Annotated in this window: 25 protein-coding genes and 1 pseudogene; 5 read left to right on the top strand and 21 right to left on the bottom strand. The window is 36.0% G+C overall.

Going from position 1 to position 26,074, the window contains the following annotated elements; all coding sequences use genetic code 11:
- Positions 1–6: 6 nt before the first annotated feature.
- Positions 7–915: an aldo/keto reductase gene (locus FGL66_RS05030; RefSeq protein ID WP_180808741.1), complete on the top strand. Its 909-nt coding sequence runs from the start codon at positions 7–9 to the stop codon at positions 913–915.
- Positions 916–1,079: 164 nt separating this feature from the next.
- Here FGL66_RS05030 and FGL66_RS05025 read toward each other — a convergent pair whose 3' ends face one another.
- Entirely contained in the window at positions 1,080–1,850 is a 771-nt protein-coding gene (locus tag FGL66_RS05025; RefSeq protein WP_180808740.1) for an SDR family NAD(P)-dependent oxidoreductase, read from the bottom strand.
- Between the two features lie 84 nt (positions 1,851–1,934).
- Here FGL66_RS05025 and proC point away from each other — a divergent pair, with 84 nt between their 5' ends.
- Positions 1,935–2,750 carry a pyrroline-5-carboxylate reductase gene (gene proC, locus FGL66_RS05020; RefSeq protein WP_180808739.1) on the top strand — a complete coding sequence of 272 codons (816 nt, stop codon included), beginning with the start codon at positions 1,935–1,937 and terminating at the stop codon, positions 2,748–2,750.
- 137 nt (positions 2,751–2,887) lie between these two features.
- Here proC and rnz read toward each other — a convergent pair whose 3' ends face one another.
- A complete protein-coding gene (rnz, locus tag FGL66_RS05015) occupies positions 2,888–3,805 on the bottom strand; it encodes a ribonuclease Z (protein ID WP_180808737.1) in 918 nt (305 codons plus the stop codon).
- Positions 3,806–3,958: 153 nt separating this feature from the next.
- On the opposite strand from rnz, the gene zwf reads away from it, so the two are divergent.
- On the top strand, positions 3,959–5,443 hold the full coding sequence (gene zwf / locus FGL66_RS05010) for a glucose-6-phosphate dehydrogenase (RefSeq protein WP_180808736.1): 1,485 nt from the start codon (positions 3,959–3,961) through the stop codon (positions 5,441–5,443).
- 207 nt (positions 5,444–5,650) lie between these two features.
- Complete coding sequence (locus FGL66_RS05005) at positions 5,651–6,505, top strand: AraC family transcriptional regulator (RefSeq protein WP_180808734.1); 855 nt, start codon at positions 5,651–5,653, stop codon at positions 6,503–6,505.
- 397 nt (positions 6,506–6,902) lie between these two features.
- Here FGL66_RS05005 and FGL66_RS05000 read toward each other — a convergent pair.
- The 3 genes and pseudogenes from FGL66_RS05000 to FGL66_RS04990 form a co-directional block, all read right to left on the bottom strand.
- A pseudogene (locus FGL66_RS05000) lies at positions 6,903–7,025 on the bottom strand (transposase); the annotation flags it as partial.
- A gap of 278 nt (positions 7,026–7,303) precedes the next feature.
- The gene (gene gnd / locus FGL66_RS04995; protein WP_180808733.1) at positions 7,304–8,710 is read right to left on the bottom strand and encodes an NADP-dependent phosphogluconate dehydrogenase; all 1,407 of its coding nucleotides are present in this window, start codon (positions 8,708–8,710) and stop codon (positions 7,304–7,306) included.
- 81 nt (positions 8,711–8,791) lie between these two features.
- On the bottom strand, positions 8,792–9,904 hold the full coding sequence (locus tag FGL66_RS04990) for a M20/M25/M40 family metallo-hydrolase (RefSeq protein ID WP_180808731.1): 1,113 nt from the start codon (positions 9,902–9,904) through the stop codon (positions 8,792–8,794).
- Between the two features lie 265 nt (positions 9,905–10,169).
- Between FGL66_RS04990 and prli42 the strand changes: the two genes are divergently transcribed.
- On the top strand, positions 10,170–10,271 hold the full coding sequence (prli42, locus tag FGL66_RS04985) for a stressosome-associated protein Prli42 (protein WP_180808729.1): 102 nt from the start codon (positions 10,170–10,172) through the stop codon (positions 10,269–10,271).
- A 73-nt stretch (positions 10,272–10,344) separates the two neighbouring features.
- On the opposite strand, the gene FGL66_RS04980 is transcribed toward prli42, so the two are convergent.
- The 16 genes from FGL66_RS04980 to FGL66_RS04905 all read right to left on the bottom strand — a co-directional run bounded on the left by FGL66_RS04980 (position 10,345) and on the right by FGL66_RS04905 (position 26,073).
- A complete protein-coding gene (locus FGL66_RS04980; protein WP_180808728.1) occupies positions 10,345–11,325 on the bottom strand; it encodes an aromatic acid exporter family protein in 981 nt (326 codons plus the stop codon).
- A 12-nt stretch (positions 11,326–11,337) separates the two neighbouring features.
- Positions 11,338–11,775: a bacilliredoxin BrxB gene (gene brxB / locus FGL66_RS04975; RefSeq protein WP_180808727.1), complete on the bottom strand. Its 438-nt coding sequence runs from the start codon at positions 11,773–11,775 to the stop codon at positions 11,338–11,340.
- Between the two features lie 91 nt (positions 11,776–11,866).
- The gene (locus FGL66_RS04970; RefSeq protein WP_180808726.1) at positions 11,867–13,135 is read right to left on the bottom strand and encodes a dihydrolipoamide acetyltransferase family protein; all 1,269 of its coding nucleotides are present in this window, start codon (positions 13,133–13,135) and stop codon (positions 11,867–11,869) included.
- A gap of 12 nt (positions 13,136–13,147) precedes the next feature.
- Positions 13,148–14,131: an alpha-ketoacid dehydrogenase subunit beta gene (locus FGL66_RS04965; RefSeq protein ID WP_180808725.1), complete on the bottom strand. Its 984-nt coding sequence runs from the start codon at positions 14,129–14,131 to the stop codon at positions 13,148–13,150.
- The gene (locus FGL66_RS04960) at positions 14,124–15,122 is read right to left on the bottom strand and encodes a thiamine pyrophosphate-dependent dehydrogenase E1 component subunit alpha (RefSeq protein ID WP_180808724.1); all 999 of its coding nucleotides are present in this window, start codon (positions 15,120–15,122) and stop codon (positions 14,124–14,126) included. The genes FGL66_RS04965 and FGL66_RS04960 overlap by 8 nt, the downstream gene beginning before the upstream one ends.
- 26 nt (positions 15,123–15,148) lie before the next feature.
- Positions 15,149–16,567 (bottom strand): dihydrolipoyl dehydrogenase, encoded by a 1,419-nt coding sequence (gene lpdA, locus FGL66_RS04955; RefSeq protein ID WP_180808723.1) that lies wholly within the window; start codon positions 16,565–16,567, stop codon positions 15,149–15,151.
- An 11-nt stretch (positions 16,568–16,578) separates the two neighbouring features.
- Positions 16,579–17,634 (bottom strand): butyrate kinase, encoded by a 1,056-nt coding sequence (gene buk / locus FGL66_RS04950; RefSeq protein WP_180808722.1) that lies wholly within the window; start codon positions 17,632–17,634, stop codon positions 16,579–16,581.
- 56 nt (positions 17,635–17,690) lie between these two features.
- Entirely contained in the window at positions 17,691–18,596 is a 906-nt protein-coding gene (locus FGL66_RS04945; protein WP_180808721.1) for a phosphate acyltransferase, read from the bottom strand.
- Between the two features lie 12 nt (positions 18,597–18,608).
- Positions 18,609–20,291 (bottom strand): DNA repair protein RecN, encoded by a 1,683-nt coding sequence (gene recN, locus FGL66_RS04940; RefSeq protein ID WP_180808720.1) that lies wholly within the window; start codon positions 20,289–20,291, stop codon positions 18,609–18,611.
- Positions 20,292–20,305: 14 nt separating this feature from the next.
- The gene (gene ahrC, locus FGL66_RS04935) at positions 20,306–20,758 is read right to left on the bottom strand and encodes a transcriptional regulator AhrC/ArgR (protein ID WP_180808719.1); all 453 of its coding nucleotides are present in this window, start codon (positions 20,756–20,758) and stop codon (positions 20,306–20,308) included.
- A gap of 156 nt (positions 20,759–20,914) precedes the next feature.
- Positions 20,915–22,792: a 1-deoxy-D-xylulose-5-phosphate synthase gene (gene dxs, locus FGL66_RS04930; RefSeq protein ID WP_180808718.1), complete on the bottom strand. Its 1,878-nt coding sequence runs from the start codon at positions 22,790–22,792 to the stop codon at positions 20,915–20,917.
- 67 nt (positions 22,793–22,859) lie between these two features.
- Entirely contained in the window at positions 22,860–23,741 is an 882-nt protein-coding gene (locus tag FGL66_RS04925) for a polyprenyl synthetase family protein (RefSeq protein ID WP_180808717.1), read from the bottom strand.
- Complete coding sequence (locus FGL66_RS04920; RefSeq protein WP_180808716.1) at positions 23,722–23,946, bottom strand: exodeoxyribonuclease VII small subunit; 225 nt, start codon at positions 23,944–23,946, stop codon at positions 23,722–23,724. Before FGL66_RS04920 ends, FGL66_RS04925 begins: the two co-directional genes overlap by 20 nt.
- Positions 23,921–25,276, bottom strand: a complete 1,356-nt coding sequence (gene xseA, locus FGL66_RS04915; RefSeq protein ID WP_180808715.1) for an exodeoxyribonuclease VII large subunit — start codon at positions 25,274–25,276, stop codon at positions 23,921–23,923. Before xseA ends, FGL66_RS04920 begins: the two co-directional genes overlap by 26 nt.
- Positions 25,277–25,290: 14 nt before the next feature.
- Positions 25,291–25,677 carry a transcription antitermination factor NusB gene (gene nusB, locus FGL66_RS04910; RefSeq protein ID WP_180808714.1) on the bottom strand — a complete coding sequence of 129 codons (387 nt, stop codon included), beginning with the start codon at positions 25,675–25,677 and terminating at the stop codon, positions 25,291–25,293.
- 24 nt (positions 25,678–25,701) lie between these two features.
- Positions 25,702–26,073 carry an Asp23/Gls24 family envelope stress response protein gene (locus FGL66_RS04905; RefSeq protein WP_180808713.1) on the bottom strand — a complete coding sequence of 124 codons (372 nt, stop codon included), beginning with the start codon at positions 26,071–26,073 and terminating at the stop codon, positions 25,702–25,704.
- Position 26,074: the final 1 nt, after the last annotated feature.

The raw sequence follows: 26,074 nt of genomic DNA, 5'->3' as shown, positions 1-26,074 counted from the left end.
TATATCATGCAAAAAAATATTTTAAAAAGTGGTATTACATTATCTGAATTAGGACTTGGGTGTATGAGCCTAGGTACGGAGTATGCTCATGCTGAACATATTATAGAAACGGCATTGGATTCAGGTATTACCTATTTTGATACAGCAGATATTTATGATAAAGGTATAAATGAAGACATTGTTGGAAAGGTACTCCGCAAATACCAACATCGAGATGATATTGTTGTAGGTACAAAAGTAGGTAATCAATTACAGCCAAACGGTGAGATGATATGGAATCCATCTAAATCATATATCAAGGAAAACGTAAAGTATTCGTTGCAACGTTTAGGATTAGATCAGTTAGATATATATATGCTTCACGGCGGAACGATAGATGATCCCTTAGATGAAACGATAAGTGCATTTGAGGAATTAAAGGAAGAAGGATGGATTCGAGCATATGGAATCTCTTCTATTCGCCCTAATGTCATCAGATATTACTTGGCACATAGTAATATTGACGTTATCATGTCTCAGTTTAACTTAATTGATCATAGACCCGAAATGCTCGTGGACGAAATACATGATAAAGGTGTGAAAATACTAGCACGTGGACCAGTATTTAAAGGGCTTTTAACGCAAAATTATCAATCTATACTAAAAGAAAAATTTGCAGATGGTATTTTTGACTATGATGGTGCAACATTGGCGCATACTATGGAAACTTTACATGATATAACACCGCATCTTACAGCGCTTAGCTTCGACTATTTAAAATCATTTGACGCTTTAGGCTCTATTATTGTAGGTGCAAGCAGCGCTGAACAATTACGAGATAATGTGGCACAGTTTGAACAGAAGATAACACCTGAAATACTTGAACAAGCACGGAATAGTGTTAAGTCTATTGCATACACACAACATTTATCATAGTTTAAAAAGATTACAGGGTGGCACAGCAAAATAAGCTGTGCCACCCTAACAAGTGTGACTACAAGTAGATGTTTATCAAAACATATTTTTATATCGACCGCCTACTGCTATTTATAGATATTGACGCACTGATTTAGGATGATTTTTATGATAAGCATGCCATTCTATTTTTTATTTTTACTCATAAAAAAAGGCTTTCCTATTTTCTCATATAAGCGTGGTGAGAGTTGATAAAATTTTAATAAGATGTGCATCCATTTGGGTTGATTAATTTCTTTGCGGTGTGTCCCTATCGATTTTACGATGCACTGTGCGAGCTGATATGGATTGAGCATCATATGCTTTACTTTTTCAGCATAATGACCAGTTGGATCAGCTTTACTATGAAATGATGTTTCAATAGGTCCAACATTGACATTAAGTACACGATACGTAGGTACTTCTAAACGTAAAGCATTTAAAATATGATTAAGTGCTGACTTGCTCGCTGCATAATGTGCGGCGTAAGGCTGAGTAGCGTGAGCGGCCTGACTACTTATTGCGACAATAGCAGCGTCTTTTACTAAATGAGGTTGTATAATATTTAGTAAAATTGCAAAGTGTGTGGCATTGATTTGATAAGTTTGTATCATTTCCTCATATGTGTGGTCAAAAAGTGATTTAAAATAACCTATACCAGCACAATGAATAATACCATCAAAAACAATCGATTGCTTTGATAGTTGTAACGGTAATGTTTGAATTTGTTGCATATCAGTTAAGTCGCATAATAAGAAATGAATATGAGGATAATCACATTCTGGAAATACTTGTCGCGCATGATTAACGTTACGTACGAGAAGTGTGAGTTGATGTTTTTTACGATATAAAATTTTTGTTATTTCATAACCCAGTCCGCTCGTTCCCCCAGTAATTAAATAGTGTCGATACGTCAAGATTTTTCATCCTTTCTTTCACGAATCGGTCAATATGTATGTTACTATAAAATAAAATAAACGATTGGGGAAGTGAAATATTGTATGAAAATTGTATTTTATGGGGCAGGTAATATGGCACATGCGATTTTTACAGGTATTATTAGTTCAAAAGTTTTACCAGCTGAAAATATTTATTTAACGAACCGCTCGAATGAAGAGGCGCTAAAGCAATATCAAGCAGAGTTAGGGATTCAATATAGCTATGATGACGCTACTTTATTAAAAGATGCAGACTATGTCTTTCTGGGATCTAAACCACATGATTTTACAAGTTTAGCTGAACGTATGCACAGCCATATTGATAGTAAAAATAAGTTTATTTCGATTATGGCAGGTTTACCCATTTCATATATTCGTGAAGCTCTAGGTGTAGATAATCCAATCGCTCGCATTATGCCAAATACCAATGCACATGTTGGTCATTCGGTAACGGGATTAAGTTTTTCTCCTAATTTTGGACCTAAATCAAAAGATGAAGTATTAGAGGTTATTAATGCGTTTGGCTCTGCTATCGAAGTGAAAGAAGATCACTTACATCAAGTAACAGCCATTACAGGAAGTGGTCCTGCCTTTTTATACCACGTTTTTGAAAAATATGTCGATGCTGGGACAAAGCTCGGTTTAGATAAAGCACAAGTTGAGGAATCCATTCAAGAGTTGATTATTGGAACGAGCAAGATGATTGAACGTTCTGACTTGAGTATGGAGCAGTTGCGTAAAAATATTACGTCTAAAGGTGGAACAACACAAGCAGGATTGAATGCTTTATCTCAATATGATATTGAAAGTATATTTGAAGATTGTTTAACTGCTGCGGTCAATCGTAGTGTAGAACTTTCAGAGCAAGAAGAAGATTAAAGTACATCGAGTCAGTATGTTTATCCATAATTAAAAATATCAACATCGCTTATTTTTAATATGAGTGATGTCAATTAAAATAGGACAACGAAGTCTTTGGATACTAAAGCTTCATTGCCCTATTTTTTGTTAAGTCATTAAAATGAATAATCATCAAAATCTTCAACAAATTGAAAGGATATATTTTGTGTTTTGGTTAGTTGTTGATCAATACGTCGAATATCCTCTTTTGTATAACGATTGCTTAGATGCGTCAATAAACTATGTTTAACATCAGCGTGTGCAATTAAGTCAAAGACATCATCAATATGGCTATGATAGTAGTTATTTGCTAGTTGCTTATCCCCTTCTATGTATGTGGCTTCATGTACCATTACATCTGCATGGTGTGCCAAGATTTTTTCATTTGAACATGGTTTTGTATCTCCAAAAATTGCAACGATAGGACCTTGCTTATCAGCATCTTTAAAATGATGTGCATCATAAACGACCCCTTCAAACTCGAATGTGTCTTGGTTTTTAACATGTTGATACATGGGACCGGGTTGCATGCCTATTGCTTGCAGTTTGGCGACATCTAGCTTTCCCGGTGTGCTTGGAGCTTTGACGCGATAGCCATAACAAGGTACACCATGGTTTAAGGGTAAAACTGACACTTCAAATCGGTCAATTGTTAACTCGAGTTGCTCATTAATTTCAATTACATGTAATGGATAATTGAGGTGTGCGTGCGTCAAAGTTAAACTTGTTTCAATATAGGATTTAATACCTTTAGGACCTATAATAGTCAAAGGTTTATCTTCTCCTCCTTGAAAGGATCTACTCGTCAAAACACCGGGCAGACCAAAAACATGATCCCCGTGCATATGTGTAATAAAGATATGGCTTACTCTTCCAAGTTTAATAGAATGATGTAAAATTTGATGTTGTGTTGCTTCTCCAACATCAAATAACCAAACATCTGTTGCATAAGGTTCAAGTTTAAGTGCAATTGATTGTGTATGTCGATCTTTCGTAGGTAAACCGGCACTCGTTCCAAAAAAAATAAGTTCCATCTACGTACCTCCTTAGCCTTATCGTATATAAATTATAGTTGAATCAAGATGAAAAATATAGCATCATTAGAGTAAAGCAGAATATATGACCATACGTTACGCATGTTTTATAATAAGTTCGTATGACATTACTTAGAATTGAGGTTTTGAATCTTGAATAAGACAAATAATCATATTCCAGCGCTTATTACGATTTTTGGCGCGACGGGTGATTTAAGTCACCGTAAATTATTTCCCTCACTCTTTCATTTATTTCAACAGGATAATTTAGATGACAGAGTTGCGATTATTGGTATTGGACGTCGCCAGTTAACCGTAGATGACTTTCGAGCGCAGGTAAAGGCATCTATTCAAGCGCACGTCCAAGATACAAAGCATTTGGACAAGTTTATGCAACATGTTTTTTATCAATCACTTGATGTGAATAATGAATCAAGTTATAAAGAATTGTTAGCATTAAGCAATGATTTAGATCGCCAATTTTCTCTTGAGGGTAACCGATTGTTCTATTTGGCAATGGCACCACAATTTTTCGGTGTGGTTACAGACTATCTTAAATCATCAGGCTTAACAAAAACAAGAGGATTTAAACGTTTGGTCATCGAGAAGCCATTTGGTAGTGACCTAAAATCAGCAGAATCATTAAATAAGCAAATTCGTAAATCTTTTAAAGAAGAAGAAATTTTCCGTATTGATCATTATTTAGGCAAAGACATGGTGCAAAATATTGAAGTATTACGCTTTAGTAACGCCATGTTTGAACCTTTATGGAATAATAAATATATTTCTAACATTCAAGTAACATCATCAGAAGTTCTAGGTGTAGAAGATCGTGGTGGTTACTATGAATCCAGTGGTGCATTAAAAGATATGGTACAAAACCATATGTTACAAATGGTAGCACTGTTAGCTATGGAGCCCCCTATCAGTTTACATAGTGATGATATTCGTTCTGAAAAAGTTAAGGTATTAAAATCATTGCATGTACTCGAACCTGAAGAAGTTAGACATAACTTTGTGCGTGGTCAGTACGATAATGGTCATATTGAAGGACAACCTGTAATCGCATATCGTCAGGAAGATAAGGTAGACGAAGATTCTGTGACGCCAACATTTGTAGCAGGTAAAGTCATGATTAACAACTTTAGATGGGCAGGTGTGCCATTCTATATTCGTACGGGTAAGCGCATGAAACGAAAATCTATTCAAGTTGTTGTAGAGTTCAAGGAAGTACCGATGAATCTATATTATGATAAAGATAAACATTTAGATTCGAACCTTTTAGTGATTAATATTCAACCTAATGAAGGCGTCTCTATCCACTTAAATGGTAAAAAATATGTTCAAGGCATCGAAACAGAACCTGTACAACTGTCTTATGCAATGAGTGCCCAAGACAAGATGAACACAGTGGATGCTTATGAAAATTTATTATATGATTGCTTGAAAGGTGATGCGACAAACTTTACACATTGGGAAGAATTAAAATCTACTTGGAAATTTGTCGATGCTATTCAAGAAGCGTGGAATCATTTTGAACCTGAGTTTCCGAACTATGAATCAGGCACAAATGGCCCATTAGAAAGTCATCTCCTTTTAAGCCGTGATGGTTTTAAATGGTGGGAAGATATTCAATAAAAAATGACAATAATGATGACATAGCTACACGTCGCATAATTAACAATCAGTCAAAATATCTATCATGATAAAATATGGGGCGAGTTACATGATTAATAGTGTAACTCAAGCCCTTTTTGATTTATAATGAATAATTAGACAAGGTTTAAACAATAAGAAGATACACTTGAAGTCATGTATCTTTTACGAAATGGAGGCGTGAAAACTTTGGATGTGATTAAACATGTTCAACAAGCGATTGTTTATATTGAAGATCATCTTTTAGATTCTTTTGACCTTCAAGTTTTAAGTGATTATGTTGAACTTTCCCCCTACCATTTAGAACAATCTTTTACGATGATTGTCGGTTACACACCTTCAGAATATTGTCGAGCAAGACGATTAACATTAGCTGCACAAGACCTTATTCATGGGGCGAATCGATTAATTGATTTGGCAAAAAGATATCGCTATTCCGATGCAAATGCATTTGCACACGATTTTAGTGACTATCATGGCGTATCTCCCTTACAAGCCAAAACGAAACAAGATCAACTCAATATGCAAAATCGATTGTACTTAAAGTTAACTACCACATCAAACCCTCCTTATCCTTATCGTTTGGAAAATATAGGTCACTTATCGTTAGTCGGTTATTCACGATTTGTTCCAACTGCACAACTTGATCATCATTTTATTATTCCTGATTTTTTGGAGGATTTACAAGCAGATGGACGTTTGAAAGATATGATTCGGTATAACGATCGCAGTCCACATGAGTTATTTGTAGTGAGTTGTCCATTAGAATATGGATTGGAAGTTTTCGTCGGTGTACCGAGTGAGCGCTTTCCAGCACATTTGGAAGATCGTTATTTATCAGATCAACAATTTGCAGTTTTTAACTTGCAGGGAGAAATTGATTTTGCTACAAGTGAAGCTTGGCACTACATAGAAACAAGTTTACAATTAACTTTGCCGTATGAACGTAATCGTTTATACATCGAAATCTATCCACTCAATATTTCATTTGATGATCCATTCACAAAAATTCAATTATGTGTTCCAGTCAATATAGATTCTTAAGACATAAAAAACGGCTGTCCATCTTCTGTGGTGGATAGATCATTAAAAGTACTTAGTTTTATTTTTATGATAATTTCATATACGTAGAAATAGCTAGGTATGTCGAAGCGTATAATCTTGATGGGTTGTGCGCTTTTTCAGTACTATCGTTTCTTGATTGCTCGCTTTCCTGCAGGCCTCGCTCGAACTCATAAACGCTTTTATTTGAAGTATTTAGAAGCGTTTCTGGATTTCTCACTTCGGCTTAATCTGCAAGGCGTCTCGCAATAGAAACGATGTTTTCATGATTCTAAATACATACGACAACACAAGAAATCGTTCTAGCTATTACTACGTAACATTTAAGCAACATAACGTGTGAGTCTATCCTTGACGGGGCGTTGATACAGCTTGAAGATCAACAGTATGCCAACAGTATGCGTGCTTTGAAGTTATCAAAATTTCGATAACCATACGAGGTACGTTTAATTCACTTGATTTTATTATTAATGCCTTCAATCCTTCCATTATTGAATTGTGGGTGGTTCATTATGGGTTGAAGTGTACCATAAATGACTGTGGAAAGTGGCCTCATACTTCAACATTATCTTGAACATCTACCACTTGTATATTTTGTTTTTTTATTTTAAGTCATTTTAATATATCATTGTACATAGGCGCATCATGTCTCCTTTAATTTAGGTTTAAGGAACTTAAAATTATAGAGACATATGCGCTTTTTGCATACCAAAAAAGGTGAGACAGCATATGCCATCCCACCACAAAAGGTGAAGAACCGTTTTTTATGTTAAAAAGAAATTAGTTTGTCCATTGAGTATGGAATGTTCCCTCTTTGTCTTTGCGTTCATAAGTATGTGCACCGAAGTAATCGCGTTGTGCTTGAATTAAGTTGGCTGGTAAATCTGCACTACGATAACTATCAAAATAGTTAATACTTGCAGCAAAACCAGGAATTGCAATACCATTTTGAACACCCATAGCTACAACATCACGCAATGCTTGCTGATATTCCGTAACGATATCTTTAAAGTAACCATCAAGCAATAGATTTTGTAATTCTGGATCATTGTCATAGGCATCTTTAATTTTTTGTAAAAATTGTGCACGAATAATACAACCTTCACGCCAAATCATTGCAAGCTCTCCTAATTGTAGTGACCAATCATTGACATCGCTTGCTGTTTTCATTTGGTCAAATCCTTGTGCATAAGAACAAATTTTACTCATATATAAAGCACGACGAATTTTTTCTAAGAATGCGGCTTTATCTTCGTTTGTAAACTCAGCTTGTGGGCCAGACAGTAAACTTGAGGCATGGACACGCTGTGATTTAAGAGATGAGATAAAACGTGCAAATACAGATTCTGTAATAATAGTCAATGGTGCACCTAGCTCTAATGCATTAATAGACGTCCATTTTCCAGTTCCTTTTTGCCCAGCTTTATCCATAATTTTTTCAACAAGAGGTGTATCATCTTCGTCAAGTTTAGTGAATATATCTCCTGTAATTTCGATGAGGTAACTTTCTAACTCACCAGTATTCCAGTCTTTAAATGTTGCAGCAATTTCTTCGTGATTCATACCGAGTAGATTTTTCATCATACTATAACTTTCAGCAATGAGTTGCATATCTGCATATTCAATACCATTATGCACCATTTTAACATAATGACCTGCACCATCTGGTCCAATATAAGTTACACACGGTGTGCCATCAGCTGCTTTTGCTGAGATAGCTGACAAAATATCAGCGACTTTGTCATAGGCCTCACGTTGTCCGCCAGGCATCATAGAAGGACCTGTCAGCGCACCGACTTCTCCACCGGATACACCAGTTCCAATAAAATTAATACCACTTTGTGCAAGTGCTTTATTACGTCTAATGGTATCTTGATAGTTTGTATTACCACCATCGATTAAAATGTCATCATTATCTAATAAAGGTAATAATGTATCGATTGTTTTATCAGTTGCTTCACCAGCTTTAACCATTAATAAAATTTTACGTGGTTTTTCTAGTGATTGAACGAATTCTTCGATAGAGTATGTTGGCACAATATTTTTTCCTTCTGATTCTTTAATCATTATATCTGTTTTATCAGAAGAACGGTTATAAACAGATACACTATAACCGCGTGATTCAATATTCCAAGCCAAATTTTTACCCATAACCGCTAAGCCGATTACGCCAATTTGTTGTGTCATATTTACACTTACCTCTCTTATTATAAATTACGCATATATTGTATCATATTATTAATTAGGAAACACTTCTGCAATGCTGTGTTATGCAATCTCAATTAGTTTTAAAATATAAGTGACTAAATCATAAAGCGATTGTTTAGCGATACGTTCTTCTGTTGTATGAATTGCTTCATAACCAACACCTAATATCACAGTAGGTATACCTAGCTGATTAATGATATTGCCATCAGATCCACCGCCAGCAACACCTGCTTTCCCCTCTAAACCAATTAATTGTGCAGCTCGTTCAGCTTGTTGATATACACGGGCGTTAGGTTCGACTAAGAAACCTGGATAAGAGAGTTCAGATGATACTTCAGCACGACAGCCCAATGATTGTGCGACTTCAACAAATGTTTGTCTCATATGTTCTGTCTGTGCATTAATCTTATCTTCTGAATGAGAGCGTGCTTCAGCCCAAATTCTTACAAGATCTGTAACAACATTTGTTGGGCCACCCCCTTCAAATCGACCAATATTTGCAGTAGTTTCATCGTCAATCTGACCTAAGTTCATGCGACTAATCGCTTTAGCAGCAATGTTAATCGCACTTTTTCCTTTACTTGGTGTACTTGCATGAGCTTTTTTACCGTAGATCGTTGCGTCAATTTTCATTTGATATGGTGCACCAACTGTAAAATGTCCAACGGGTACAGCAGAATCAATAGCAAAACCATAATCTGAATCTAGATCTGTACGACACAGTGCTTTAGCCCCTACCAAGCCTGATTCTTCTCCTACTGTAATAACAAATTGAATCTGACCATGTTCAAGCTGTTGTTCTTTAATAATATGTAAGGCTTCAAAAATCGTAGCAAGTCCAGCTTTATCATCTGCCCCTAGAACAGTCGTGCCATCTGAATAAATAAAACCATCTTCTTTAATCATCGGTTTTACGTTTTTACCGGGAGTGACTGTATCCATATGACTTGTAAAGTAAATTTTATCTTTATTGTTATCCGTAGCAGGAAGTGTACAAATGAGATTATTCGCGCCAAAGCCTGTCTCTTTTTGTGCATGATCTTCTTTTACGATGAGACCTAAATTTTCAAAGCGTACCTTTAAAAAGGATTGAATTTGCCCTTCATCACCTGTTTCAGAATCAATTTTAACAAGTTCTATAAATGTATTGATAAGACGTTCTTTATTGATCATAGTTTCCCCTCCATCACATTTAATATAAGTGTAACGAAAAACAAGAAAATTGCAAAGCAGTGAAAATATATAGGTACTTGTGAATATACTTTCATTAATGCTATAATTTTGGGAGCTAGTATGAGTATATCCGTATCATGCATTAATTAAGGTCATATAGCAATGGCACATCATCATCTTTAATATGAAAAAACGCACTACATTTATAAAAGTTTTCGAGGAGAGAGGATGAATTTCTCCTCATGAACAACGGAGGTATTCAACCATGCAAAATAAGAAATTAAGAAAAATATTACTGATTGTTATGTTATTAGCGATTATCGTCTCATTAATTCTGACAGGCATTGCGCCATTAATGAGTATGTAGTATAGTCATAACACCAAAAGGATGTCTTGCACTTCATAAATGCAAGCCATCCTTTTTAGTAATCATACATACGTTATGACATTTCATGGTATAACTTTAATGAACCAAATTTTGATTTAATTCTAAGATATTCTTCTGTGTCATATAAGATCTGAATGATACTGGAGCGTGTATACAATTCTTCGTGTGTTTGAGGCAAAGGAAGTTGATTGATTTGTAATCGTATATCGTATAGCATGTGTAGTCTAAGTGCAGTGTAATTGTTTTCATTGACATTCTCTGCCATCTCTTTAAATAATTCTGCTACACGATTGCACAGGATATCATCAGTTGAAATCAAGTGGAGATTGTGTTGAATACGGCGCAAAATATCCACTTGATCTTGTCGCATATCAAAATAGTGATAGTAACTATTTTCATTGCGAACAAAGTGATTTTTGACATCTCTAAAAGCAACAGACTTAGCTTGTTGAATCGTTGTAATCAATCGGGTAAAAGATAGATAGTCTGAATGCTCAACGTGCATACATTGTTTGCTAAAAGTATTAAAAATATATCGGATTTGTGCTTCAATCTCATTTTGAAACTGTTCTAATTCTTTATGAAAACTCGGCATAATCGTATTCATTAAAAAGGCAATAGATAGTCCGACGATGAGTAATAAGATTTCATTGAAAATCAAATCCACATTAATATGTGTTGCATTAAAGAAATGCAGCAAAATAACAATGCTTGTTACGACACCTTCTTGCGTGTTAATCATAACAGTAAGTGGAATAAACAGTAAAACAATCAATCCTAAAACCCATGCATGTTGCCCCAATAATGGAAAGATTGTCGCACCAAAACCAATAGCAATTAAACAGGAGACGAAACGTGAAACAATGGCATTGACTGAATGCATTTTAGTGTCTTTAATGCACAGTACAACTAAAATGGCACTAGATGCATAATTATCTAATCCAAGTAGTTTAGCGATAATTACACCTAGTGCCATGCCGACCGCAGTTTTAATCGTTCGCCATCCGATTCGATATGGATTCAAACGGAACATACGGTCAACTCCTTACTTTGCTTCACAATATTGATCAAATAGACGTTGTAATTGTGTAATAACATCCATTGTATCATGACCTTCGATTTGGTGACGTTCGATCATCTCTGTAATCTTACCATCTTTCATTAATGCAAATGAAGGACTAGATGGGGCATAACCTTCAAAATAGTCACGTGCACGTTGTGTTGCTTCTTTATCTTGTCCAGCAAAAACAGTGACAAGACGATCTGGCAACACATCATAGTGCAATGCGTGTGCTGCTGCTGGTCTTGCCATACCTCCTGCACAACCACACACTGAATTAATCATCACTAATGTTGTACCTTCTTGTTTAAAGACGCTATCGACTTCTTCCTCAGTTGTGAGTTCTTCATAACCTGCACGAACCATGTCTTCACGTGCTTGTTTAACAACATTATTCATATATAAATCAAAGCTTAAATCCATATGATATCCCTCCATAAATAAAACATACTTTTATTTTACTAAAGGTCAGGATGCAATTCAATTTTTGCAAACTTTTATAAAATGTTTAACTTTAATAAAGTGTTGTATTTTCAAGTGTATAATGTTCAATATGTTGCTTGACATCATTTAAAAAACGACCGGCTTGAAGACCATCTAATATGCGATGATCAATAGATAAACATAAGTTTACCATATGACGTATAGCAATCATATCATCGATAATTACAGGTTTTTTAATAATAGATTCAACTTGTAAGATAGCGGCTTGAGGATGATTGATAATTCCCATTGAGCTAACGGAACCAAATGTACCTGTATTATTAACTGTGAATGTCCCACCTGTCATATCAGCTTGAGTTAATTGATTGTGACGTGCTTTATTCGCTAAATTATAGATCTCTTTGGCAATGCCTTTAATAGATTTATCATCTGCATTATGAATAACAGGTACGAATAACTTATCTTCATGAGCAACTGCGATAGATAAATGAATGTCTTTATGCAGTACAATTTCATCATTTTGCCAAGAACTATTTAGGGTAGGATGTTTTTTGAGTGCTTCAGCAACTGCTTTAACAAAAAATGCAAAGAATGTGAGATTATAACCTTCTTGCTCTTTAAATTTCGATTTATAGTGATTTCGTGTTTTTACCATTTCTGTGGCATCAACTTCTATTTTCATCCAAGCATGCGGAATCTCTTGAACACTTTGTACCATTTTTTGTGCAATTTGACGTCGAACGCCGTTGACCGGAATAGTGTCTTTATGTGTTTCAGGTGTTGGATTGGATTGTTTTGATATTGAAGTCTCTGTTTTGACAGTAGTTTGAGATGGATTACCTTTATGTTGAATAACAGCTTCAATATCTTTTTTTGTTACACGTCCTTCAAATCCTGTACCGACAACTTGCGATAAATCAATATGGTGTTGAGATGCTAGCTTAAAAACAACAGGAGAATAACGCCCATTATTTTTAGCTTGAGATTGATCTTGATCCTGTTCGATTGAGTTTTTAAAGGGTTGAGATATACTCTGTTCGTCTTCTGTTTCTTGTTGCTCATTATTATGCACTGATGCCTCTACGCTATCTATATCCTCACTATGATGTGGCGTGTCTAATGAACAAATAACTGTTCCAACTTCAACAGTATCACCTGGATGAACGTGCAGTGCTGTTACTGTTCCTTCAAAAGATGAAGGGACTTCAGCAGTCACTTTGTCAGTGATTACTTCACATAATGGATCGTATTCATCAACATGATCCCCAACATCTACAAGCCACTGTTCAAGTGTGCCTTCATGTACACTTTCCCCTAACTTTGGCATTTTAATATCCATAGTAAAGCCTCCTTAAAATTCAGCGAGTTCACGCATTTTCGTTTTGATTTTCTCTGGACTAATCATAAACTCAGTTTCTAATGGTGGAGAAAAAGGCATAGATGGGACATCTGGACCCGCTAAACGCATAATAGGCGCATCTAAATCAAAAAGACAATTTTCAGCAATAATTGCTGCCACTTCAGACATGACACTACCTTCTTGATTATCTTCAGTCACGAGTAAACACTTTCCAGTTTGTCTGGCGCGTTCAATAATTGTCTCCTTATCTAACGGATATACTGTTCGTAAATCAACGACTTCTATACTTATTCCGTCTTCTTCTAGCATATCAGCAGCTTGAATACAATAATTAACGGCTAATCCATAACTAAATACAGTCATATCGGTTCCTTGTCGTTTTACATCAGCCTTACCAAGTGGTACTGTGTAGTATTCAGATGGTACCTCTTCTTTTAGTAAACGGTAAGCTTTTTTATGCTCAAAATATAACACGGGATCATTTGAAGCAATGGCACTTAAAAGTAAGCCTTTAGCATCATATGGTGTTGAAGGAATCACAACAGTTAATCCCGGTGTTGAAGCAAAGACACTTTCGATACTTTGAGAGTGATAAAGTGCACCATGTATACCGCCACCAAAAGGTGCACGTATTGTTAATGGGACATGCCAGTCATTATTTGAGCGATAACGCATTTTAGCAGCTTCACTCATAATTTGATTGGTTGCGGGTAAAATGTATTCAGCAAATTGAATTTCAGCAATAGGTCTTTTTCCCATCATAGCAGCTCCGATAGCAGATCCAATAATATTGGATTCTGCAAGTGGTGTATCAAGCACACGGTAAAAGCCATATTTTTTTTGTAAATCTGCTGTTACACCAAAAACGCCTCCTTTTTTTCCAACATCTTCACCTAAAATAAAGGTTTGATCATCTTGTTCTAAAGCAAGATCTAAAGCTTGTTGAATTGCTTGTAAGTATGAAATTTTAGGCATTGAAAGGACCTCCTTGTTCGTAAACATGTGTATATGTTTCACGTACATCTGGATATGGGGCAGCTTCTGCTTGTTTTGTTGCCTCATTGACAATAGATTTATGTTCTTGTTCAACAGTGTTCAACCAATCCTCATCAATAAGCTGTTGCTCTAACAAATAAGCTTTAAAGCGTTTATTACAGTCTGCTAGCTTATCAGCTGTTTTTACTTCATCGCTACGATATCGATCATCGTCATCAGATGAGTGTGCTGTTAACCGTGTACACATTGCTTCTATGAGTGTTCCACCTTCACCATTTAATGCACGATGACGCGCTTCTTTGACTGCTTCGTATACAGCGATAGGATCGTTACCATCGACAGTGATACCATGCATGCCGTAACCTTTTGCACGATCTGATAGATATTGGGCACCATATTGTAAATCTTTAGAAACTGAAATTGCGTATTGATTGTTTTCAATAATACAAATGAATGGTAGTTTATGTACACCTACAAAATTTAAGCCTTCATGAAAATCACCTTGGTTCGAACTGCCTTCACCTACTGTTGCTAGAGCGACTTGAGGTGTATTATCCATTTTAAAGGTAAGTGCAGCTCCAATGGCATGCAGCAATTGTGTAGCCACAGATGAACCTTGTGACATAATACCTACTGACTTTTTACTGAAATGAGAAGGCATTTGCTTACCACCTGAACTAATGTCGTCACGTTTCCCGAATACGGAGTACATCGTTTCTAATGGGGTCATGCCTAAATATGTGACTAATGCTAAATCTCGATAGTATGGTGCTGTAATGTCACCTTTTTCTAATGCATAGGCAGCACCAACTTGTGTAGCTTCTTGACCTTGACAGCTAATAACAAATGGAATTTTCCCAGCTCTATTGAGTAGCCACATACGTTCATCAATTTTACGACCTAGATCCATCGCTTTATATATTTCTTTTAAATCTTCGACACTAAGATTAACACTTTGAAAGTCTTTCATTATGCGCGCCTCCTCGCAGTTCTTTTTTATATGTGAATGGACTGCTGCTCATGCTTTAAACCAAGTTCCATCAGTAATTCAGATAGAGATGGATGTGCATGTGTTGCCATTCCTAACTCTAAAGTAGAGCCGTCTAAAAAGTGTAAGACACTGAGCTCGTTGATGAGTTCAGTCACATTAGGTCCAATGAGTGATGCACCTAATACAGAACCATTTTCTGAATCAACGATTAGCTCTGCAAAGCCTTTTGGAGTTTCAGGAGATATAATCAGCGCTTTGCCATTCGCCTTAAATGCTGATTTAACTGCCTTTGTTTTATAACCCGCTGTTTTTGCTTCTTCTAGTGATAAACCCACCATAGCAACTTCTGGCGAGCTATATATACATTTTGGCATAGCAGTATAATTTATAGGAAGTGGTGATTCATTAAACATATGTTCAACGGCAATAATCCCCTCTTTTGCTCCAACATGTGCAAGTTGTAGTTGTCCAATCACATCACCTGAGGCATAGATATGTTTTGCTTTTGTTTGCATAAATGTATTTGTTTCAATCGTTTGATTATCAGCTATTGAAACTTCTGTATTTTGAAGCCCTAAGTCTGTCGTATTCGGTTTGCGACCAATGGCGACAAGCGCAATATCTGTTGTAACCTCATGTTGCAAGTCGAATGTTAGACTTGTTTCTGATAGATGAATATTATCCTTGTTTAGTGTCACACCGGTATGAAATTGGACACCGCGATTGGAGAGCGACTGACATAGTACGTCACCGACTTGCTTACTGCCATTAATTATAATTTGATCAGCAGACTCTATAACATGTACTTCTACTCCGACTTGGCTAAAGAAAGATGCGAATTCAAGACCAATAACCCCTGCACCTATAATAGCAATCGTATCAGGCAATGCATCCATTTCTAGTAAGTCGTCACTTGTGACAACACGCTTATGATCAATAGGTAAAAACGGCAATGTGGCAGGAGTAGAACCTGTTGCTACTAAAACATAATCGTTTGTTAATAATTCAGATTCGCCATTATCATATGTTACAGATACTGTTCCACTTTGTGGCGAAAAGATAGAAGGACCTAATAAGCGACCTACACCATTGTATACGTCAATTTTATGGTGCTTCATCAATGCTTGTACCCCATTATGTAAAGTGTCAACAATACGTCTTTTTCTTTCTTGTACTTTTGGAAAATTAAAGGATGGCTTAGAAGTAGAAATGCCGAATGCATCAGCATGTTTAATTAGTTGATAGGTATCAGCAGATTTTAAGAAGGATTTAGTAGGGATACAGCCTTTATGTAAACAAGTACCCCCAAGGTTTGATTGTTCTACGATTGCAACGCTTTTGCCTAATTGACTGGCACGTATTGCAGCTGAATAGCCACTTATACCGCCACCTAAGACAACTAAGTCGTATTTTTCTTGTGCCATATTGGTCTCTCCTAACAGTATGTGTTGATGTTGATTTTTTTATGAAAAGCTTTGAATGCACGTTCTGCTAATGTCATCATTTCGTGTTCTCCCGGATAGACTGTCGTAGGTGCAATCCAATCTGTGTAGTGATGGAGTAAAGATACGAAACGTTGACTGTAACTCATGCCACCTGTTAAAACAATTTGATCGACTTGTCCTTGTAATACTGCCGCTCTCTCTGCAATCGTTTTAGCGATTTGAATAACAAGTGCATCAATGAGCTGAGTTGTTTTATGATCGAAATCATACTTAGACATTATCGTTTTAAAGTCCATTGTTCCAGTATATGCTTTAAGTCCAGATTCACTACTTAATATGTGACGGATGTCATCCATAGAGAGTTGGTGTTCTTGTGCATACACAAGCAATAAGTCGTTTGGAATTGTTCCAGAACGGTTTAATGCCATGGGGCCCTCACCATAAAGCGCTTCATTCACATCGATAACACGTCCATAATGATGTGCTGCAATGCTTATACCACCACCTAGATGTGCAACAATAACATTGATTTCTTCATAAGGTATGTTCACTTCATCAGCGTATCGTCTAGCAACTGCTTTATGGTTCAACGCATGAAAGATACTTTTGCGTTCAATGCCAGGAATACCTGTAAATCTCACAGTATCCAGTAACTCATCTACAACGACAGGATCCGTAGTAAAAACAGGGACTTGCCATTGCTGACCCAATTGATATCCAATCATGCCACTTAAATTAGCAGCATGAACACCATATTCAAAGCTTTTTAAGTCTTGATACATTGTTTCATTAACAATATATGTACCACCAATTAGAGGTTTGAGTAACCCTCCTCTACAAGCAATTACATCTATACATGTCATGTAACCATGATGTTCTAATGTTTGTTCGATGAGCTGTTGGCGTATCATTTGTTGTTCTAGTAATGATTGTGCTGTTACTGTTTGATCATGTACTAAGTTGGTTTGAAATACACACGTTAAGTCATGATATACAGCAATTTTACTCGAGGTGCTTCCTAAATTAAGAATAAGAATATTTGTCATAACTTCCCTACTTTCTTATCTCGCAACTCGATTGGTTAAGTATACGTCTTTCAAAATTAATTTACAAGAATTTGCATTGCGAATAAAACAGAATTTAATTTATTGTCTATAGTGTCTGCACGAGAAGTTAAAATAATTGGATAGGATGCGCCAAGTACAATACTCGCAACACGTGCTTGTCCAAAGTATGTGAAAGATTTATATAAAGCATTACCAACATCAAGTTGTGGAACAATAATAACATCTGTGTTCCCTGCAATGTTTGATTGAACTCCCTTTTGAATTGCACTTTTTTTATCAATAATATTATCCAAAGCCATAGGACCTTCAACACGAATCATTTCATTGATAGGATGCGCAAGATAATATGACGCTAATTCTGCAGCTTGAACAGAAGAAGCGAGTTTGGGTTGAACAGATTCTGTTGATGATAATAAAGCAATATTGAGTTGTTTATAGTTTAGACGTGTTGTGAAATCTACAATATTTGCTATCATTGCTTTCATCGTTTCAATATCAGGATGAATATTAAGTGCGACATCTGACAATAATAAAGGTTTATGATAGGACGGAAGTTCAAACACTGCGACATGGTTTAAAAATGGCTTTTGTATATTTTGAGATGATTGATGATGTAATACTGCTGATAACAAATGTGCAGTTGAAATATGACCCTTCATTAAAATATCTGCTTCTTTTTGATCTAAAGCAGTCAAACAGTGTTTAAGTGCCTGTTCTTGATTATCAAAAGTATGAATGGTAATTCGTGATAATACATCTTGAGACAGGTCAAATGAGCGAATGAGTTCGGAAACATCTTGATGATTATAAAAAATAAAAGCAGCAGATGTCTTTTTTAAAATCTTAGTAACAGCATGGAGTGTTTTTTCATCATGTGCATTAACTATCGCTATTGTCGCTTGAACAGAGTGACTCCCACTTAATAATTGATCTAACGTCATAATAATCCCACCTTATGGATGCAATATTTGATTTTGTTCAATCATTTCTTTTGCATTTTGCTTAGTCAATTCTGTAACAGCTGCACCAGAAATCATACGAGCCACTTCTTCAATGCGCGCGTCTCCTGATAATTCTTGGACGGTTGTTGTCGTTCTGTTTTCTTTCTCATGTTTCGAAATATATAAATGATGATCGCACATCGAAGCAACTTGCGGTAAGTGTGAAATGCAAATTACTTGAATAACTGATGCGATTTGTTTCATCTTTTCTGCCATTTTTTGGGCGGCTTGACCTGATACACCTGAATCTACCTCATCAAATAAAATAGCAGTTTGACCACGAGAACGTACAAAGATACTTTTTAAAGCGAGCATAATCCGTGAGAGCTCTCCACCACTTGCAATTTTATTAAGACTTTTTAAGGGTTCACCTTTATTAGGACTGATTAAAAATTCAACACGTTCTAGTCCATCGTTTTGCGGTGTATCGTAAGGTTTAAAGGAGATTTCTAAATTAGCATCTTTCATTTGTAAATTTTGAATTTCGGCAACGATATGATCTCGCAATTGACGTGCCACCTTACGTCTTTCTTTTGATAATGCTTGACCATCTACTGTAAGTTGTTCAGAAAGTTGATGTATATCGTTGCGTAATTGTGCTGTGCTTTCTTCGTAATTTTCTATTTTATTTATTTCTTCTTCTATTTTAGATTGATAAATGATCAATTCTGGAATATCTTTACCATATTTGCGTTTTAAATTGTTGAGTAAATTCATTCGTGCTTCTAATTCATTCAACATTTGTTCGTCAAAATCATTTTGATTCATTTCATCATACAATTGATGTTTAGCGTCTTCTAGTGTGTAATAAAATTGATCGACTTGATCTTTAAGTTGTGCATAACGTTCTGGTACGATTTGGTCAATCATTTGGAGTTGCCCACTGAGTTCATACAGTCTATCAGTAATCGCATGTTCATCTGTTAATGTCATATAAGCACCATTTAATGCGTGGTTCAACTGCTCTGAGTTTTGAATGCGCTTGATATCGATTTCCAATTGTTCGGATTCATTTTCTTGAAGATGCGCTTCTTTTAACTCCTCAAACTGAAATTTCATCAAATCAAGACGTTGTAATAAAGCTTGGTCAGCAGATTCTAATGCTTTGAGTTCTTTTACTTTGTCTTGATACGTATTAAATGTTGTCATGTACTGTGTATATACTTTATCGTATGCACCATCTGCGTAACGATCGAGCAACTCGATATGATATTTTGGTTTGAGCAGTGTCTGTGTTTCATGTTGACCATGAATATCCAAAAGCGCTTGCATAACCTGTCTTAAATCTTGTAAAGTCACAGTTTGATTATTGATACGACAAATACTCTTGCCTGAGCTGAAAATTTCACGTTTTACAATTAAAAAATCTTCATCAGTATCGATTCCTAAATGATCTAACATCTGAATCGCTTCCTGTGCGTTATCTATATCGAAAAGCCCTTCAATGATTGCTTTTTTTTCACCGTGACGTACAAAGTCAGAAGATGCACGCATACCGATTAATTGTCCAATAGCATCGATGATAATTGACTTACCAGCACCCGTTTCACCACTTAATACGGTTAAACCATCAGCAAATTGAATCTCTAACTCATCAATAATCGCAAATTGTTTAATTGATAGACTTTGTAACATCTTTTATCGCATCCTTATAACATATTGAAAATTTGTGTTTTAATTACTTCTGCATCTTGTTTACTCCGACAAATGATGAGACACGTATCATCACCACAAATTGTACCTAGGACTTCTTCCCAGTCAATTTGATCGAGTATCGCACCGATAGATTGTGCGTTTCCGGGTAATGTTTTAAGTACGAGCAAATTTTCAGCACCATCTATTTTGACAAATGAATCCATTAAATATCGTCCTAATTTTTCTAACGGATGATAGCGTCGATCATTAGGCAAACTATATATATATTGACCAGATGGTGTAGGTACTTTGATGAGTTGTAATTCTTTAATATCACGAGAGACTGTTGCTTGTGTTACATTCATATCAAAGTCATTAAGACGTTTTACGAGCTCATCTTGCGTTTCTATTTGTTCATTCGAAATAATTTCTCTGATTTTTATATGTCTTACAGATTTTTTAGGCATAATATGCACCTCGTAGCGAATATTTATACATTGATTTTAGCATATGTATTTTAATTCTCATAATATAGTCTATCTCTCACATGACAATTGCTATACATATAAGAATTACAAAAAAGAGGCTAGACATGATATTACACATGACCTAGCCTCAACTTTTTAATTACAATCTTTTAGAAACTGTTCTGCTGTATGTTGAATAGATTGGCTATCCAAACCAATATCAGCTAAGATTTGTTCAACATTACCATGTTCGATATACATATCATCAATGCCTAAACGCTTAATAGGATTATGATAAGCAGAATCAGACATAAAATTACTGATTTGACTCCCCAGTCCACCATTAAGCATACTTTCTTCGACTGTTAAGATAGGTATTCCTCTTTTTCCAAGTGTATGCAACAAATCTGTATCCATCGGTTTAATATAACGTGCATTAATGAGTGTCGCTTGGATATTCGTTTCCTTCAATCCAGCCACTACTTTTTTAAGTGTTTCAATAGTGGGACCATAGCTAATGATTGCTAAGTCTGAACCTTCTGTCAGCTGTGTCCACGAACCTATTGGTAAGTGTTGACGTTCTGGTGTCATTGGAACACCTAAGCCATTGCCACGAGGATATCTAATTGCAATAGGCCCTTGCTCATAATGCATGGCTGTATACACCATATCTTTTGCTTCATTTTCATCTTTAGGCATCATTACAATCATATTTGGAAATTGTGTTAAAAAGCCTACATCAAAAACACCTTGATGTGTTTCGCCATCAGCACCCACTAAACCGGCACGGTCAACACCAAAAATAACATTGAGGTTTTGGCGATCGACATCGTGTAACACTTGATCGTATGCACGTTGTAAAAATGTAGAGTAAATGGCTACATAAGGTTTCATACCTTCAATTGCAAAACCAGCTGCCATCGTAACAGCATGTTGTTCTGCAATCCCTACATCAAAAAATTGTTCGGGTAGTGCTTGCTGAAACTTTGTTAATTTAGATCCTACGGGCATTGCAGGTGTAATGGCTACAACACGCTTGTCTTTTTGTGCATAGGATAAGATTTCGTCAGACATTAATTGGCTCCACGAAGGGCCTTGCTGTTGACCTTTAATTTGCTCACCTGTATCGAGCTTATAAGGTCCTAAACCGTGCCAAGTTCCAATTTTATCATTTTCAGCGGGATGATAGCCTTTCCCTTTTTTAGTGACAACATGTATTAATACCGGTTTGTTAATAGAATCCGCTGTTGTTAGTGCATGCTCAAGCTCATCATAATTATGACCATCTACTGGACCGATATAACGGATACCTAACTCCTCAAAAAAAGCACCGTCTACAACAAGATATTTCAAACTATCTTTAATGCGGTCAGCAGATTCACGCAATCGACTCCCCCCCGGCAGACGATTCAGTACTGTTTCCGCATCTACTTTTAGACGATTGTATCCTTGATTCATACGTATACGCCCTAGCATGTTATGCATGGCACCTACATTAGGTGCTATGCTCATTTCGTTGTCATTTAAGATGATAGTCATATTCGTATGATCATGCCCAATATTATTTAACGCTTCTAATGCCATGCCACCTGTAAGTGCGCCATCGCCAATTACGGGTATAATTTGATTTGTTTTACCGAGAATATCACGCGCTTTTGCCATACCCATTGCAGCTGAGAGCGATGTAGAACTATGACCTGCTTCCCATACGTCGTGTTCAGATTCTCTTAATTTTGGAAATCCACATAATCCTTTATATTGTCTTAATGTGTCAAACTGATTTGCACGCCCTGTTAAGATTTTATGAATATAACTTTGATGACCGACATCCCAAATAATCTTATCTTCTGGACTATTGTAGTGTTTGTGCAAAGCAATTGTAAGTTCTACGACACCGAGGTTTGCACCAATATGTCCACCTGTGATTGCACAAGTTTCAATTAAAAATTGACGCACATCTTGGCTGAGCGATTCTAGCTCTTTAACAGAAAGACTTTTTAAGAATGAAGGATCTTGTATCGTTCGTACATCCATTTATATCACCCTTAATCTTTGTATCTTATGGTTATAATACCCATTTACTTGTGTCAGTACCAATAAACTAGTTTTGACGTTGATAAAAAACTGTTAATAAATATTCAAGATCGACCGTGTCATAAGTTTTTGCGAGTGTGACTAAAATTTGCTTAGCTTGTTTAACATGTTGAGCTAAAATTGTTTCAGCCTGTTCGCGTCCTAATAGTGTGACATATGTAGATTTATTATTAACATCATCACTTCCTATTTGTTTCCCTAATGCTTCGGTTGTACCATATAGATCAAGTAAATCATCTTTAATCTGGAAAATAATACCCAGATGTTCTGCAAAAGTTAAAAGGTATTGTTGATCTGTTTCATTTGTATGAGCGATAATTGTAGCGGCTTCAATGGCAAAGCGTATAAGCGCCCCTGTCTTATGTACATGAATGCGCTCTAATGTTTGTAAATCAATCGCTTGACCTTCACTTTGCATATCGAGCGTTTGCCCACCGACCATACCTGCATGCCCACTTGCTTGACTGAAAGCAGAAATTAATTGTATACGTGTGTCTGGTGTGAGCTTCGAGTCCTGACTGATATATTCAAAAGCTTTCGTTTGTAGTGCGTCACCAGCTAAAATGGCTAGCCACTCACCATAAACTTTATGATTTGTCAGTTTGCCCCTTCTTAAATCATCATCATCCATTGCAGGTAAATCATCATGAATTAATGAATAAGTATGAACCATTTCTAACGCGAGTGCTGTATGAAGTCCCTTCTCATAACTATTGGGTTGTAACATATCAAGAGTAGCAAGTAAAAGTAACGGACGTATACGTTTTCCTCCAGCTTCTAAGGAATAACGCATGCTTTCTTCTAATTGTGTGTTGAGATGTGTCGATTGAACACTATTTTTTATCTTTTGATTAAAGGCATGTAGCAATTTATTCAGATTTTGATTCATCCTTGTTTTGCGCCTCTTCCTCTATTAATTTTGTCACTTTTTGTTCTGCTTCTTTTAACGTTTGTTCACACGATTTTGAGAGAGCCATTCCTTTTTGATACAAATCTAGTGAAGCTTCTAAAGAGATTTTATCGTTGTCTAGCTGTTTAACAATTGTTTCTAACTCATGCATCATTTCTTCAAATGTTTGATTTTTTGCCGTCATCTTTTCGTTTTACCTCCTCAATCATTGCACCAATCGAGCCATCCTTCATTGTCACTTCTATATGTTCACCTTGCTTTAAGTTATGTGTACTTGTAATCACATCATTATCTTTTTTTACAATAGAGTAGCCGCGCAACATGGTTTGAGTTGGACTCAAATTATCTAATGATGCGACATGGTGAATCAACTGCTGCTTTTTGTTGTTTATAATGCGCAACTGTTGTTTATGCAACTGATCCCGTAATTGTAAGGTCGTCAGCTGATGTCGCTTGATTGTATCGTAAAAATAGCGCAAATGAAATCGCTGCTGCAAGATATTGAGCTGCTGTTGTTGTATTTCAATCGTGCGTTGCATCGTATCATGTAACAGACGATCTAAGTCATCACGCTTTTGTATATGTTGTTCGTACAATAAAGTAGGCTGTTTGAATTTATAATATTCTTGATAGCGCACGAGTGATTGGCGTGCGTGTTTTAAATATTGTGTGATGAATCGTTGTAAATACGATTGACTCTTCTGCAGAAGTTGATAAAGTTCTTGTTTGTCTGGTGTTGCGATCATTGCTGCTTGTGTAGGGGTTGCAGCACGCACATCAGCAACAAAATCACTGAGTGTTGTATCTGTTTCATGGCCTACTGCTGAGATTACAGGTGTTTGACAACGAAAAATGGCTTTTACAACATCTTCTTCATTAAAATTCCACAAGTCTTCAATAGATCCCCCACCACGACCTATAATAATCGTATCAGCACCTAATGTATCAGCATAGTGTAGTTTAGTCACAATATCCTCTTTTGCTTGTTGTCCTTGTACGAGCGTACTAATCTTAATAGGTTCAACTAAAGGGTATCTATTTTGTATTGTATTTAAAATATCACGAATTGCAGCACCTGTACTTGCAGTGACAATTGCAATTTTCTTTGGATATTTCGGAATTGTTTTTTTTAAAGTCGTATCAAAAAAGCCTTCTTTTTCTAATTTTTTCTTCAGTTGCTCAAACTTTTGATACAAGTTACCTATACCGTCTAATTGCATCTTGTTAACATAAATTTGATAACTTCCTCTACGCTCATAAACAGAAACACGCGCCTCAACAATAACTTGATCGCCTTCTTTAGGATCAAAATCTAAAGCATTCGCATGTGCTTTAAACATCATGGCACTAATGACACTCTGTTCATCTTTTAATGCAAAATAAAGGTGACCACTACTATGACGTTTAAAGTTTGAAACCTCTCCTTTAATCAGCACAGTTTGTAAATATGGATCCTGATCAAATTTATATTTAATATATTTAGTTAATGCAGAAACCGTTAAGTATTTTTCCATGTTATCACTCAATTTTATTTGATATTACTCAAGACACCATTCACAAATCGGAAGTGGTCATCATCAGAAAATTGCTTTGTGAGTTCGACTGCTTCATTAATAATAACTTTGGCAGGTGTTTCACTGTGCAAAAGTTCGAATGTGGCCATTCTTAAAATGATACGATCTGATTTTAGTAAGCGTGGTATCGTCCAACCATTTAAATGAGGTTCGATGGTACGATCTAAAACAGGTTCATGATCTTTCACACCTGAAACAAGCCATTGAATAAAGTCAAAGTCTAAGTTTGGATAGTCGTCTTTAATAAAGCTGATCGCTTCTTCAATTGTGAGGTCAGAATTTTTCATCTCCAATTGAAATAATGTCTGAAAAGCTTGACTTCTCGCTTGTTTTCTACTCATGTATTATTCTCCATTCTTTAATTATTAACTTTTTGGTTTCCCCATGTCGATATGTGAGATATGAACATTGACTTGTTTAGGTGTTAATGCCGTCATCGTTTTAATCGCACTATGAATAGATTCTTGTATTTTCAATGCTGTATCAGAAATTTTAACACCGTATTTCAAAGAACAATAAACATTGATGACAATTTCATTATCTTTTGTTTCTACTTTGACCCCTTTGCTTAAATTTTTGCGACCCAAACGCTCCAAGGTTGAGTTTTTAAGATCAGAAAACATACCTTGAACACCCTTTACCTCTGATGCCGCAATACTTGCAATGACAGAAATAACTTCTGGTACAATTTCAACATTTCCTAAATTAGGATTATAGTTTTCAATAGATTTTGCCATC

The organism is Staphylococcus sp. 17KM0847, assembly GCF_013463155.1.
Lineage (GTDB): Bacteria > Bacillota > Bacilli > Staphylococcales > Staphylococcaceae > Staphylococcus.
The sequence above is the reverse complement of the archived record's forward strand: the minus strand, read 5'-3'. Positions and strand labels throughout refer to the sequence as shown.